This window comes from Bordetella sp. MIP270_01_BMS, assembly GCF_054958705.1.
On the sequence record NZ_CM143297.1, the window covers coordinates 3,077,536 to 3,089,466 of the forward strand.

Below are 11,931 nucleotides of genomic sequence, written 5' to 3' on the forward strand. Positions count from 1 at the left end.
GCGCCCGCTGGGCGGCTCTTGACCGTGGAATTCTCCTGCCAATGATTAAAAACCGTATCCGTTCGACTGTCGTGTTTTCCCGCTGCGCCCTGGCGGGCGCCGTGTTGTCAGCGCTGATGTCGGCGTCCGCGCCTGCGTGGGCGCAACAGCAGCCGGCGGCACCTGCAGCCAGCACCGCAGCCGCCCCGGCGGCAGCAACCCCGGTCGTGGAATTGTCGGCCGTGCCGGCGCCGACCATCGCCGCCCGCGCCTGGGTCACCGTCGACGTGAGCAGCGGCCAGGTGCTGGCAGCGGCCAATCCTGATGTGCAGATCGAGCCCGCGTCGCTGACCAAGATCATGACGGCCTACGTGGTATTCAATGCGCTGAAAGAAAAGCGCATCACGCTCGATCAGCAAGTGCCGGTTTCCGCGCAAGCGTGGCGCACCGGAGGTTCGCGCATGTTCATCGAACCGCGCAAGCCGGTGACGGTGGACGAGCTGATCCAGGGCGTCATCGTGCAGTCGGGCAACGACGCCTCGGTGGCGCTGGCCGAAGCGGTGGGCGGCAGCGAATCGGCATTTGCCGCGCTGATGAACCAGGAAGCCGAACGCCTGGGCATGACGCGCACGCATTTCATGAATTCGACCGGCCTGCCCGATCCGCAGCACCTGACCACCGTGTCGGATTTGGCGCTGCTATCGGCGGCCCTCATTCGCGACCATCCCGAGTACTACCACTACTACAAGCAGAAAGAGTACACGTACAACAAGATCACGCAGCCCAATCGCAATCGCCTGCTGTGGGCCGACCCCTCGGTCGATGGCATGAAAACCGGCCACACCGACGCGGCGGGCTATTGCCTGGTATCCACTGCCTTGCGAGGCGACCGCCGCGTGCTTACCGTGCTGGCGGGCGCTGACAGCGAAGCCACGCGGGCCGAAGAAAGCCTGAAGCTGCTCAACTGGAGCTTCCAGAACTTCGATACGGTCACGCTGTACGGCAAGGACCAGCCGGGCCTGGACGTGCGTGTCTGGGAAGGCACGGCCGAGACCGTCAAGCTCGGGCCTCCGCAGCCCGTGGCCCTGACGGTGCCGCGCGGCAAGGCAGGCGAAATCAAGCCGGTGGCGCAGCGCACCGACCCGCTGGTGGCGCCGCTGACCAAAGGCCAGCAAGTCGGCACGCTGCAGCTCACGCTGGATGGCAAGGTGCTGCGTACCGAGCCGCTGGTCGTCCAGGACGACGTCGAACGCGCCGGCATTTTTGGCCGACTGGTCGACATGGTCAAGCGCAAGTTCCAATAACACCCCGATCGGGGCGGCCCGGCCGCCCCGTCTCACTTTTTTCCAGGAGCCATCCATGATTCCGGGCATGCCGGGCGATAGCCAGGTGTATCTCAACGGTGAATTCACGCGGGCCGACCAGGCCAAGATCTCGGTGCTGGACCGCGGCTTCATCTTCGGCGACGGCATATACGAAGTGGTGCCGGTTTATAACGGCAAGCCGTTCCGCATGAACGAACACCTGGATCGGCTCGACCGCAGCCTGAAGGCGCTGCGCATCGCGCAACCCATGGGCCGCGAAGCCTGGGTCGACCTCATCGGCGAGCTTGCGCGCCGCTCGGCCACGCCCACCTGCATCGTATACCTGCAGGTCACGCGAGGCGTGTACAAGCGTGATCACGCCTTCCCTGCGCAGGATGTCCCTCCGACCGTCTACGGCATGGCCACCGTGTTCAACCCGCCCGGCGCGGCCCAGCGCGAAAAAGGCGTCAGCCTGATCAGCATTCCCGACGAACGCTGGCTGCATTGCGAGATCAAGTCGGTGTCGCTGCTGGGGAACGTGCTGGCTCGCCAGCAGGCCGTCGAAGCGGGCGTCGACGAAGTCGCCCAGTTCCGCGATGGCTTCCTGACCGAAGGCTCTTCCAGCAACATCTGGGTGGTCTCGGGCGGCAAGCTGCTGGCCCCGCCCAAAAACAACCTCATCCTGGAAGGCATACGCTACGGGCTGATGGGCGAACTTGCCGCCGAAGCCGGCATCGAGTTCGAGGCACGGCCGCTTTCCCGGCAGGAAGTGGCCAGCGCCGAAGAACTGATGGTCACTTCGGCCACCAAAGAAGTATTGCCGGTCACCACGCTCGATGGCCAGCCGGTGGGCGGCGGCAAACCCGGACCGGTTTATGCCCGGCTGCGCGCGGGGTATGATGCCCGTATCGCCGCCCTGTAGGCCGGCGCCACGAACCTGCCATGCAAGCTATCCCCCCCGAAGAATCGCTGATCGAATACCCGTCGGACTTTCCCATCAAGGTGATGGGAAAGCAGCACCCCGACTTCGCTCAAACCATGACCGATGTGGTGCGGCAGTTCGATCCCGATTTCGACCCGGCCTCGGTCGAAATGCGGCCCAGCAAGGGCGGCAACTACATGGGCCTGACCTTCACTGTACGCGCCACGTCGCGCGAACAGCTCGACAACCTGTATCGCGCGCTGCACGGGCACCCCATGGTGTCCATCGTGCTGTAGGCCGTTCGCCAGGTCCGTGCCATGATCAAATGGCTGCCCCGCCCGGCAGAATACGCCGCGGTCTGGCAAGACATGCGCGCGTTCACCGCTGCGCGCGCGGCCGGTACGCCCGACCAGATCTGGCTGTGCGAGCATGCCCCCGTGTACACGCTGGGGCAGGCAGGCAAGCCTGAACACGTATTGAATGCGGGCGGCATCCCGGTGGTTGCCTGCGACCGGGGCGGCCAGGTCACCTATCATGGGCCGGGCCAGGTCGTGGCCTACGCGCTGGTCGATGTGCGCCGGGCAGGCCTGTACGTGCGCGACTATGTCAGGCTGCTGGAAGACGCGGCCATCGGCACGCTGGCCGATTTCGGCATCCCGGGCGCCTGCCGCAAGCCGGGCGCGCCCGGGGTGTACGTGCCGCAGGGTCCGCAGGGCGAACTGGCCAAGATCGCGGCGCTGGGTATCAAGATCCGCAATGGCTACGCCTATCACGGCGTCGCGTTGAACGTGCAGATGGACCTCGCGCCCTTCCTGGGCATCAACCCCTGCGGCTACGCCGGCCTGGCTACGGTAGACATGGCCACCTGCGGCGCGTCTGATCCCGATCTCGAGCCGGTGGGGCAGCGCATGGCCGAGCGGCTGCTGGCCGCCGTGGCGGGCCACGCCGGTGCAACGCGCTAAAATGCCTTTTTCCCCAGACTTTGCCGCCCGCCGCCGGCCTGGTCATGACGAAGGTGACGAATGTCTACGCTCGATCCCTCTGTTTCCCCGACTGACTCGCAAACCGGCGCGCCGGCAGTCTACGACGCCACGCAGAAGCAGAAGTCGCAGGCCAAGACTTCGCGCATTCCCATCAAGATCGTGCCGGCGGAACGCCTGAAGAAACCCGAGTGGATCCGCGTGAAAGCCGCGGCCCCCGGGTCGCGGTTCTACGACATCAAGCGTATTCTGCGCGAGCACAATCTGCACACGGTCTGTGAAGAGGCGTCCTGCCCCAACATCGGCGAATGTTTCGGCAAGGGCACGGCAACCTTCATGATCATGGGCGACAAATGCACCCGTCGCTGCCCATTTTGCGATGTGGGCCACGGGCGGCCCGACCCGCTTGATGCAAACGAGCCCGAAAACCTCGCCCGCACCATTGCGGCCCTGAAGCTGTCTTACGTCGTGATCACCTCGGTTGACCGCGACGACCTGCGCGACGGCGGGGCTGCGCATTTCGTCGACTGCATCTCGCGCACCCGGGCGTTGTCGCCGTCCACACGCATCGAGGTGCTGGTGCCCGATTTCCGCGGCCGCCTCGAACGCGCGCTGGCCATCCTGAACGCCGGCCCGCCCGACGTCATGAACCACAATCTCGAAACCGTGCCCCGCCTGTACAAGCAGGCAAGGCCGGGCTCCGACTACGCGCATTCGCTGAAGCTGCTGGCCGAGTTCAAGAAACTGCACCCCGAGGTGCCCACCAAGTCCGGCCTGATGCTGGGCCTGGGCGAGACCGACGAAGAGATCCTGCAGGTCATGCGCGACATGCGCGCGCATGGCGTCGACATGCTGACCATCGGCCAGTACCTGCAACCGTCCGAGCACCACCTGCCGGTGCTGCGCTACGTGCACCCCGATACGTTCGCGATGTTCGAGCGTGAAGCCTATGCCATGGGCTTTTCGCACGCGGCGGTGGGCGCCATGGTGCGTTCGTCGTACCACGCCGACGAACAGGCCCACGCCGCCGGCGTCAACTGACACAGGGGGCGGCGCGGGTAGCGGGCGTCGCGTTGGCGCGTCGAGCCGGTCCGCGCCGCTGCGCAAAGGCCGGGCTCAGGGCGCTATCGACGCGCGGGCCGCGTCCGCCTTCAGTCATAGGTCTCGGCGAGCCGCAGCGGGACGCCGCGGCGGTCTTTGTCCGACAACATCACCGCCGGCGCCTCGGGCCAGTCGATCGCGATGTCGGGGTCATTCCACTGAATGCAGCGTTCGTGTTCCGGCGCATAGTAGTCGGTGGCCTTATAGAGTGTTTCCGCCAGGTCCGACAGCGCCATGAAACCATGCGCGAAGCCCTCGGGCACCCATAGCTGGCGCCGGTTCTCGGCCGACAGCACGGCCCCGGTCCATTGGCCGAAAGTGGGCGACGACCTGCGTAGATCGACGGCGACATCGAAGACGGCGCCGGCCACCACCCGCACCAGCTTTGCCTGCGGCTGGCGCACTTGGTAATGCAGGCCGCGCACCACATGGCGCAGCGAGCGCGAGTGATTGTCCTGCACGAAATTCGGGGCGCGGCCCAGCACCGCCTGCAGGCGCGCGGCGTTGTAGCTTTCGAAGAAATGGCCGCGTGTGTCGCTGTGTATCTCGGGTTCGATCAACACCACGTCGGGAATGGCCAGGCGTGTGGTTTTCATGGCGTACCGGGCAAGTCATCGCGCACCAGGCCGGCCAATTGGTCGATAGTGCGGTCAAGGTGGATCGTCCAATCGGGCAGTTGCAGACCCAGTGCGTCGGACAGGCGCCGGGTGTCGAGCCGCGAGTTGCGCGGCCGGGGCGCGGGCGAGGGATAGCTATCGGCACCGATGGGATGGATATGGCCGGATTGCAGCCGCAGCGGCATGCCTCGGTCGTGCGCGCGTTGCACCGCATGGCAGGCCAGCGTGTGCCAGCTGGCACGCCCGCCCGCGCTGAGATGGTACAGGCCATCGGGCAACTGCCCCCGGCCGTGCGCGGCCACGGCAATTGCCGTGACGTCTGCCACCAGTTCGGCCGAGGTGGGGCAACCGACCTGGTCGGCGACGACGCGCAATTCGTCGCGCTGGCGGGCCAGGTCCAGCACCGTCTTGATGAAATTCCGGCCATGGGCGCCATACACCCAGCTGGTGCGCAACACCAGGGCATGGCAACCGATGGCCTGGATGGCCTGCTCGCCCGCCAGCTTCGAGCGGCCGTACTCATTCAGCGGGTTCGGCAGGTCCGCTTCTGTATATGGCTGCGGCTTGTGCCCGTCGAACACGTAGTCGGTGGAATAGTGAACCAGCAGCGCGCCGCTGCGCCGTGCGTACTCGGCCATGATCGCCACGGCGTCGGCGTTGACTCGCCGGGCCATGCCGGGATCCGCCTGGGCCGCGTCCACCGCCGTATAGGCCGCGGCATTGACGACCATGCCGGGCGCGTGCGCCGCCAGCGTCTGCCGCAGGCCGTCGAGATCCGCCAGATCCGCCTGGGCGCGCGTCGGGGTGACGATACTGCCCAGCTGCAGCAGCGTACGGCGCAAGGCATGGCCGATCTGCCCCGTGGCGCCGAACAGCAGGATCTTCATGAGGTGTACTGCGTCTGCAGCCAGTGGCGATAAGCTCCGTCGGCCACGCTGGCCACCCAGCCGGGATGCTCCAGGTACCACTGAACCGTAGCACGCAGGCCGCTATCGAAGTCATGGGCAGGCTGCCACCCCAGCTGGTCCCGAACCTTGCCGGCATTGATCGCATAGCGCCGGTCATGGCCCGGGCGGTCTTGGACGAAACGTATCAGCTCGGCATGCGCGCGGCCGTCGCTGAGCGGGCGCCACGTGTCCAGCAGGCTGCATACGGCCTGGGCAACCTGCAGGTTGCTGCGCTGCTGGTTGGCGCCGATGTGATAAACGTGGCCCGGCTGGCCGGCCTCCAGCACGCGCCGCAGGCCGTCGCAATGGTCGTCGACGTAGAGCCAGTCGCGCACGTGCGAGCCATCGCCATACAACGGCAGCGGCCGTCCGGCCAGCGCGTGGTGGATCAGCAGCGGAATCAGCTTTTCGGGGAACTGGCGCGGACCGTAGTTGTTGGGGCAGTGCGTGGTCAGTACCGGCAGGCCGTAGGTGTGCTGGTAAGCGCGCACGAGGTGGTCGCCGGCCGCCTTGCTGGCCGAGTACGGATTGTTGGGCCGGTACGCGTCGCCTTCGACCGAGGCCGGCGCGTCGGCATCGAGCGAGCCGTAGACTTCGTCGGTTGATACCTGCACATAGCGGAACACCGCGCGCGCCGGTTCTTCGAGCGTCTGCCAGTAGGTGCGCACCGCTTCCAGCAACTGGAAGGTGCCGGTGACGTTGGTGTGGATGAATGCGTCGGGCGTGCGGATGGCGCGGTCGACATGCGATTCGGCCGCGAAATTGAACACGGCGCGGGGCCGATGCGTGTGCAGCAGGCGCAGCACCAGAGCGTGGTCGGCGATATCACCCACCACCAGCTGATGCCGTGGGTCGCCTTGCAGGCTGTCGAGATTGCCGGCGTATCCCGCGTAGGTCAGTTTGTCGAGCGTGATGACCGGCTCGTCGCTGTGAGCGAGCCAGCGCAGAACGAAATTGGAGCCGATGAAGCCGGCGCCGCCGGTGACTAAGATGCTCATGGATTACACAGCTGGGTCCGGCGCCCGGACTTCAGGGCTGCACTCGTGAATGGCGGCTGGTCCAGAAGACGTCGCCGGAGCCTTGCGCGCCATTCAGATGGCGGGCCAGCACGAACATCAGATCGGACAGCCGGTTCAGGTACTGGCGCACGGGCGCGTTCAGTGTTTCGCTGCGGCCCAATGCGACGACCGAGCGTTCGGCGCGGCGCGCCACGGTGCGGGCCAGGTGAGCCAGGGCGGCGGCGCGGCAGCCGCCGGGCAGGATGAACTCGCGCAAGGGTGGCAAGGGGCCGTTGTAATGGGCCAGGCGCTCGTCCAGGAACGCCAGCTGGGCAGGCTCCACGGCAGTGTGCCCGGGAATGCACAGCTCGGCGCCCAGGTCGAAGAGGTCGTTCTGCACGATGCCCAGGTCGGCCTGTACCTCGTCGGGCAGGGTTTCGGTACGCAACAGGCCGATGACGCTGTTCAGCTCATCGACTTCGCCCAGCGCGTTGATGCGCGGGGCATCTTTGCCCGTGCGGCTGCCGTCGCCCAAGCCGGTCGTGCCGTCGTCGCCGGTGCGAGTGGCGACGGCGGAAAGTCGATTGCCCATGCGTATGGCCCTTGTCGATGTTGCGTGAAGAAACAAGCCTTAGTGTAGTGCGAGCGCGGGCGCCCCGCGAACGCGCTATGCTGTCGACACAAGGGCGGCGCCGGCCATGCCGGCGGCGCGCGCTTCAGGAGAAATGCAATGCATCAGAGGTTGAAGGCGGCCGCCGGCGTGTTGGCGGTGGCCATTTTCGCGGGTACGGCGGTCGGGGTGGCGCAAGCGCAGCCCTCGCAGCAGGCGTCCCAGCCCACCGCCACCGCCAGTGGCGAAGTTCGCCGTGTCGATCCTGCGGCTGGCAAGGTCACGATCAAGCATGACGAGATTGCCGCACTCGAGCTGCCCGCCATGACGCTGGTTTACCGGGCCGAGCCGGTGCTGCTGGTGGACATCCGTCCGGGCGATACCGTGCGATTCACGGCTACGCGCCAGGGCGGCATTTACGTGGTCACGCAAATCAGCAAATAGGGCAAGGGCCACGCTGGCTGGCCTCGAACGGCCATGTGGGTGGGGGCGTGTTACGGCCGCCCGCCTGGTCGCCCCGCCGGCTGGCCACCTGACCGGCCCAATGACCGGCCAGATGGCCAATCCGATGGCCGATCCGATGGTCGACTGCTACAGCACGTACCGCGCCAGGTCCTGGCTGGCGGCCGCTTCGGAAAGCTGTTCGTCGACGTAGGCTGCGTCGATCTTCACCGTGCGGCCGCTGCTGGCGGTGGCGTCGAAGGACAGCTCTTCCAGCAGCTTTTCCATGACGGTGTACAGCCGGCGGGCGCCGATGTTCTCGGTGCGCTCATTCACCGAGAAAGCCAGTTCGGCGAGGCGTTCGATGCCCTCGGGGGTGAATTCGAGCTGCACATCCTCGGTGGCCAGCAGCGCCGAGTATTGCTTGATCAACGAGGCATCGGTGTCGGAAAGAATGCTCACGAAATCTTTGGTGGTGAGCGAATCCAGTTCGACGCGTATGGGAAAACGTCCCTGCAACTCGGGTATCAGGTCGGAGGGGCGCGACAGGTGGAACGCCCCCGACGCGATGAACAGGATATGGTCGGTGCGCACCATGCCGTAGCGGGTGTTCACCGTTGTGCCTTCTACCAGGGGCAGCAGATCGCGCTGCACGCCCTGGCGCGACACGTCGGCCCCGCCGGTTTCCTGGCGAGCAGCGATCTTGTCGATTTCATCGAGGAACACGATGCCGTTCTGCTCGACATTGGCGATGGCGATGGTGCGCAGGTCGTCTTCGTTGATGCGCTTGGCGGCTTCTTCTTCGACGATGAGCTTGAAGGCGTCTTTCACCTTCATCTTCTTGGGCTTTTTCTTGTCGCGCGCCAAGCCGGCGAACATGCCGCGCAACTGCTCGGCCATTTCTTCCATGCCCGGGGGAGTCATGACGTCCATCTGCGGCACGGGCTGGGCGATCTCGATCTCGATCTCGAGATCGTCGCATTTACCCTCGCGCAGCCGCTTGCGGAACGTCTGGCGCGCACTGCCTTCTTCACCGCGCGCCGGTTCTCCCGAGGTGCTGCGGGCGGGCGGTACCAGGGCATCGAGAATGCGGTCTTCGGCGGCGTCTTCGGCCTGGGTGCGCACGCGCCGCATTTCGAGTTCGCGCGTCTGCTTGATGGAGTATTCGGTGAGGTCGCGGATGATGGTGTCGACATCGCGCCCCACGTAGCCCACTTCAGTGAATTTGGTGGCTTCGATCTTGATGAAGGGCGCATTGGCCAGCTTTGCCAGGCGGCGCGCGATTTCGGTCTTGCCCACGCCCGTGGGGCCGATCATCAGGATGTTCTTGGGGTGAATTTCATGGCGCAGCGGCTCGGCGACCTGCTGCCGGCGCCAGCGGTTGCGCAGGGCCACGGCCACCGCGCGCTTGGCGCGGTTCTGGCCGATGATGTACTTGTCGAGTTCGGAGACGATTTCTCCGGGAGTCATGGTGGATGCGGACATTGCGGAATCCTTGCGGCGCCCGGTCGGGCGGGGCGGGCTTATTCGCCCAGCGTTTCGACGACGTGATTCTGGTTGGTGTAGATGCAGAGGTCGCCGGCGATTTCCAGCGACTGCTTGACGATGTCCTGGGGCGGCAATTCGGTGTTGCGCAGCAACGCCAGGGCCGCGGACTGGGCATAGGCCCCGCCCGAGCCGATGGCAGCCAGGCCGTGTTCGGGTTCGAGCACGTCACCGTTGCCGGTCAGCACCAGGGTGTGCTCGGCGTCGGCCACGATCAACATGGCCTCCAGGCGGCGCAGCACCCGGTCGGTGCGCCAGTCGCGCGTCAGTTCGACGGCGGCGCGCATCAGGTGGCCCTGGTGTTTCTCGAGCTTGGCTTCGAAGCGCTCTTGCAGCGTAAAGGCATCGGCCGTTGCGCCGGCAAAACCGGCCAGGACCTTATCGTGATACAGGCGGCGGATTTTGCGGGCCGTGCCTTTGATGACGATATTGCCCAGGGTGACCTGGCCGTCGCCGCCCAGGGCGACGCGGTTGCCCCGGCGCACGCAGACGATGGTAGTGGCGTGAAATTGTTCCATGCGTTCCTTCCGTTGAAGGGCTTAACTGAGGGTGAAACGCCGGATTTCAAGCGCTGCGGCTGCGGCCGGCTCTATCTGAATTATCGCGCCCGGCACAACAAAAAGGGCCGCGGCGACGATGCGCGCGGCCCTGCAGGGGTAGCCGAAAGTGTCGGTGCTCAGTCGCCGTATAGCTTCTGGCGCATTTCGCGGCGCTCTTGCGCCTCGAGCGACAGGGTGGCGGTGGGGCGCGCCAGCAGGCGGGGAATGCCGATGGGTTCGCCGGTTTCTTCACACCAGCCGTACTCGCCGCTATCGATGCGAGCAATGGACTGTTGCACTTTTTTCAGCAGCTTGCGCTCGCGGTCGCGCGTACGCAGTTCGAGCGCGTGCTCTTCTTCGATGGTGGCGCGGTCGGCGGGGTCGGGCACGAACTGCGTTTCACGCAGGTGCTCGGTGGTTTCGCCGGCATTGGCCAGGATGTCTTGCTCGAGCTGCTTGAGCCGTTCCTTGAAGAACGCCAGCTGGCGTTCGTTCATGTAGTCCGATTCGGGCATGGCCAGCAATTCTTGTTCGCTGGGCAGATCAATCGCCGTATCGCTCGTCGACTTCGTTGATTTTTTGGTTGCTGCCTTGGTAGCCATGAAAACACTCCACTATGAATCGATCCTGGCGCGACGCGCGCGTCGGGATTGCGGCGTTAGCCCGCCAGGCACTGCTCCAGACCCCGGGTAAAAATTTCCTGGGGAAGCTTGCGTCCGATGAAAACCATCTTGGTGGACGGTTTTTCGGCCGCGGTCCACGGCTTGCCGGGTTCGGCACCCATCATCATGTGCACACCCTGGAAGAGCATGCGACGGTTGATGCCCTTCATGTACAAGATGCCCTTATAGCGCATCAGGTCGGGGCCATAAACCTGCACCACGCCGCCCAGGAATTCTTCCAGGCGGGCCGGATCGAAAGGTTTGTTCGAGCGGAACACGAACGCGCCGATTTCGTCGTCGTGGTGATGATGATGGTGGTGATGATCGTGATGGCAATGATCCCCGCATTCGCCTTCGTGTTCATGATCGTGATCATGGCCATGGGCGTGGCTGTGCGCCGCGTCGGGATGCTCGTCGGCCAGGAAATCCGGGTCGATATCGAGTATGGAATTCAGGTTGAAGCCGCTGATGTCGATGATGGACTTCAGGTCGACTTCGCCGAAGTTCACCGGCGTAATCGGCGCGCGCGGATTGATGCGCACCAGACGGGCGCGCAGTGCTTCGTAGTCGGCTTCGTTGACCAGGTCTTTCTTGGACACCAGGATGCGATCGGCGAAGCCCACTTGCTTTTGCGCTTCGGACTGCGCGTCGAGCGTGGCCATGCCGTGCTTGGCGTCGACCACCGTGACCACCGCATCCAGGCGATAGTATTCGGCGATTTCGTCGTCCATGAAAAACGTCTGGCACACCGGGCCGGGGTTGGCCATGCCGGTGGTCTCAAGGATGACGCGTTCGAAATTCAGTTCGCCCGCCTTGCGCTTGGCGCGCAGGTCGCCCAGGGTACGCATGAGGTCGCCGCGCACTGTGCAACAGACGCAGCCGTTGCTCAGCTCGATGATTTCTTCATTGCTGTCTTGAACCAGCAAGTCGTTGTCAATGCTTTCCGGCCCGAACTCGTTCTCGATCACAGCGACGCGGCGGCCATGGAACTCAGTGAGAATGCGTTTGAGCAGGGTGGTCTTGCCCGCACCGAGAAAGCCGGTGAGGATGGTGACGGGAACCATTTTGTCCAAACTGCGCTGGGTATTCATGGCAAGTCGACGGCTGAAAGCCTGGGGCGCACGGAGCGCCGCTCGGGCGGTGACTACAGGGGGCCGCAGCAGCGGCCGGACGCAGGATTACAGCACAGTCGGGGCAGGGGGGCAAACCCGGGCCAACCCCAGCTATACGCTCGTCAAGAACGCCGCAGAACCGCGCTGTAACCCGAGAGATACCGTTATATGGGG

At 65.1% G+C, this 11,931-nt stretch carries 14 protein-coding genes; 6 read left to right on the plus strand and 8 right to left on the minus strand.

What is annotated here, in order from left to right:
• Window positions 1–41 precede the first annotated feature (41 nt).
• The 5 genes from ACV17W_RS14415 to lipA are packed head-to-tail and all read left to right on the plus strand — an operon-like array spanning window position 42 to window position 4,226.
• Window positions 42–1,283 carry a D-alanyl-D-alanine carboxypeptidase family protein gene (locus ACV17W_RS14415; protein WP_462593013.1) on the plus strand — a complete coding sequence of 414 codons (1,242 nt, stop codon included), beginning with the start codon at window positions 42–44 and terminating at the stop codon, window positions 1,281–1,283.
• 55 nt (window positions 1,284–1,338) lie between these two features.
• The gene (locus ACV17W_RS14420; RefSeq protein WP_462593014.1) at window positions 1,339–2,205 is read left to right on the plus strand and encodes a D-amino acid aminotransferase; all 867 of its coding nucleotides are present in this window, start codon (window positions 1,339–1,341) and stop codon (window positions 2,203–2,205) included.
• 20 nt (window positions 2,206–2,225) lie between these two features.
• Window positions 2,226–2,501 (plus strand): YbeD family protein, encoded by a 276-nt coding sequence (locus ACV17W_RS14425; RefSeq protein ID WP_462593015.1) that lies wholly within the window; start codon window positions 2,226–2,228, stop codon window positions 2,499–2,501.
• 21 nt (window positions 2,502–2,522) lie between these two features.
• On the plus strand, window positions 2,523–3,167 hold the full coding sequence (gene lipB, locus ACV17W_RS14430) for a lipoyl(octanoyl) transferase LipB (RefSeq protein WP_462593016.1): 645 nt from the start codon (window positions 2,523–2,525) through the stop codon (window positions 3,165–3,167).
• Window positions 3,168–3,227: 60 nt separating this feature from the next.
• On the plus strand, window positions 3,228–4,226 hold the full coding sequence (lipA, locus tag ACV17W_RS14435; RefSeq protein ID WP_462593017.1) for a lipoyl synthase: 999 nt from the start codon (window positions 3,228–3,230) through the stop codon (window positions 4,224–4,226).
• Between the two features lie 110 nt (window positions 4,227–4,336).
• On the opposite strand, the gene rfbC is transcribed toward lipA, so the two are convergent.
• From rfbC to ACV17W_RS14455, 4 genes are read right to left on the minus strand one after another with little or no spacing between them, the layout of a single operon-like run.
• Window positions 4,337–4,882, minus strand: a complete 546-nt coding sequence (rfbC, locus tag ACV17W_RS14440) for a dTDP-4-dehydrorhamnose 3,5-epimerase (RefSeq protein WP_462593018.1) — start codon at window positions 4,880–4,882, stop codon at window positions 4,337–4,339.
• Window positions 4,879–5,790, minus strand: coding sequence for a dTDP-4-dehydrorhamnose reductase (gene rfbD / locus ACV17W_RS14445; protein WP_462593019.1), 912 nt, complete (start codon window positions 5,788–5,790; stop codon window positions 4,879–4,881). The genes rfbC and rfbD overlap by 4 nt, the downstream gene beginning before the upstream one ends.
• A complete protein-coding gene (gene rfbB, locus ACV17W_RS14450) occupies window positions 5,787–6,848 on the minus strand; it encodes a dTDP-glucose 4,6-dehydratase (protein WP_462593020.1) in 1,062 nt (353 codons plus the stop codon). The genes rfbD and rfbB overlap by 4 nt, the downstream gene beginning before the upstream one ends.
• Before the next feature lie 31 nt (window positions 6,849–6,879).
• Window positions 6,880–7,440: a cob(I)yrinic acid a,c-diamide adenosyltransferase gene (locus ACV17W_RS14455; RefSeq protein WP_462593021.1), complete on the minus strand. Its 561-nt coding sequence runs from the start codon at window positions 7,438–7,440 to the stop codon at window positions 6,880–6,882.
• Window positions 7,441–7,578: 138 nt separating this feature from the next.
• Here ACV17W_RS14455 and ACV17W_RS14460 point away from each other — a divergent pair, with 138 nt between their 5' ends.
• The gene (locus ACV17W_RS14460) at window positions 7,579–7,902 is read left to right on the plus strand and encodes a copper-binding protein (RefSeq protein WP_462593022.1); all 324 of its coding nucleotides are present in this window, start codon (window positions 7,579–7,581) and stop codon (window positions 7,900–7,902) included.
• 147 nt (window positions 7,903–8,049) lie between these two features.
• Here ACV17W_RS14460 and hslU read toward each other — a convergent pair whose 3' ends face one another.
• The 4 genes from hslU to ACV17W_RS14480 form a co-directional block, all read right to left on the minus strand.
• Window positions 8,050–9,384 carry an ATP-dependent protease ATPase subunit HslU gene (gene hslU, locus ACV17W_RS14465; protein ID WP_462593023.1) on the minus strand — a complete coding sequence of 445 codons (1,335 nt, stop codon included), beginning with the start codon at window positions 9,382–9,384 and terminating at the stop codon, window positions 8,050–8,052.
• Between the two features lie 38 nt (window positions 9,385–9,422).
• The gene (gene hslV, locus ACV17W_RS14470) at window positions 9,423–9,962 is read right to left on the minus strand and encodes an ATP-dependent protease subunit HslV (protein WP_462593024.1); all 540 of its coding nucleotides are present in this window, start codon (window positions 9,960–9,962) and stop codon (window positions 9,423–9,425) included.
• 158 nt (window positions 9,963–10,120) lie between these two features.
• Complete coding sequence (gene dksA / locus ACV17W_RS14475; RefSeq protein ID WP_462593025.1) at window positions 10,121–10,585, minus strand: RNA polymerase-binding protein DksA; 465 nt, start codon at window positions 10,583–10,585, stop codon at window positions 10,121–10,123.
• Window positions 10,586–10,641: 56 nt separating this feature from the next.
• A complete protein-coding gene (locus ACV17W_RS14480) occupies window positions 10,642–11,736 on the minus strand; it encodes a CobW family GTP-binding protein (protein WP_462593026.1) in 1,095 nt (364 codons plus the stop codon).
• Window positions 11,737–11,931 lie beyond the last annotated feature (195 nt).

Bases quoted from the DNA above. Each gene is read 5' to 3' on its own strand.
- ACV17W_RS14415 (WP_462593013.1), top strand. From the start codon at position 42: ATGATTAAAAACCGTATCCGTTCGACTGTCGTGTTTTCCCGCTGCGCC.
- ACV17W_RS14420 (WP_462593014.1), top strand. From the start codon at position 1,339: ATGATTCCGGGCATGCCGGGCGATAGCCAGGTGTATCTCAACGGTGAA.
- ACV17W_RS14425 (WP_462593015.1), top strand. From the start codon at position 2,226: ATGCAAGCTATCCCCCCCGAAGAATCGCTGATCGAATACCCGTCGGAC.
- lipB (WP_462593016.1), top strand. From the start codon at position 2,523: ATGATCAAATGGCTGCCCCGCCCGGCAGAATACGCCGCGGTCTGGCAA.
- lipA (WP_462593017.1), top strand. From the start codon at position 3,228: ATGTCTACGCTCGATCCCTCTGTTTCCCCGACTGACTCGCAAACCGGC.
- rfbC (WP_462593018.1), bottom strand. From the start codon at position 4,882: ATGAAAACCACACGCCTGGCCATTCCCGACGTGGTGTTGATCGAACCC.
- rfbD (WP_462593019.1), bottom strand. From the start codon at position 5,790: ATGAAGATCCTGCTGTTCGGCGCCACGGGGCAGATCGGCCATGCCTTG.
- rfbB (WP_462593020.1), bottom strand. From the start codon at position 6,848: ATGAGCATCTTAGTCACCGGCGGCGCCGGCTTCATCGGCTCCAATTTC.
- ACV17W_RS14455 (WP_462593021.1), bottom strand. From the start codon at position 7,440: ATGGGCAATCGACTTTCCGCCGTCGCCACTCGCACCGGCGACGACGGC.
- ACV17W_RS14460 (WP_462593022.1), top strand. From the start codon at position 7,579: ATGCATCAGAGGTTGAAGGCGGCCGCCGGCGTGTTGGCGGTGGCCATT.
- hslU (WP_462593023.1), bottom strand. From the start codon at position 9,384: ATGTCCGCATCCACCATGACTCCCGGAGAAATCGTCTCCGAACTCGAC.
- hslV (WP_462593024.1), bottom strand. From the start codon at position 9,962: ATGGAACAATTTCACGCCACTACCATCGTCTGCGTGCGCCGGGGCAAC.
- dksA (WP_462593025.1), bottom strand. From the start codon at position 10,585: ATGGCTACCAAGGCAGCAACCAAAAAATCAACGAAGTCGACGAGCGAT.
- ACV17W_RS14480 (WP_462593026.1), bottom strand. From the start codon at position 11,736: ATGAATACCCAGCGCAGTTTGGACAAAATGGTTCCCGTCACCATCCTC.